We start from the raw sequence: 374 nt of genomic DNA on the forward strand, positions 1-374 counted from the left end.
GTTCGGCGGCGGCTGCCGAAGACGGCCTGGTCGACTTCAGCGCCGCCGAACTGAGCCTGCGCTTGGTCGGCGCGGCCGAGGGCAAGCGCCTGAACCGCGATTTCCGCGGCCGCGACTACGCCACCAACGTGCTGACCTTCGAATACGGCGTCGACCCGCTGGGCGTGGCCCGAGGCGACATCGTGATCTGCGTGCCGGTGCTGGCGCGCGAGGCGCGCGAGCAGCGCAAGGACTTCCTGCACCACGCCGCCCACCTGACCCTGCACGGCGTGCTGCACGCGCTCGGCTACGACCACGTCAAGGCCCGCGACGCCAAGCGCATGGAAGCGCTGGAAACCGTCACGCTGGCGGGCATGGGCATCATGGATCCCTAC

1 protein-coding gene is annotated in these 374 nt (G+C 70.3%); it reads left to right on the forward strand.

Annotated elements, in window-relative coordinates; all coding sequences use genetic code 11:
• On the forward strand, nt 1–374 hold a 374-nt coding region (ybeY, locus tag KDH83_RS31980; RefSeq protein WP_212323215.1), incomplete at both ends, for an rRNA maturation RNase YbeY.

This window comes from Achromobacter sp. Marseille-Q0513, from assembly GCF_018195695.1.
Classification (GTDB): Bacteria; Pseudomonadota; Gammaproteobacteria; order Burkholderiales; family Burkholderiaceae_B; genus Achromobacter.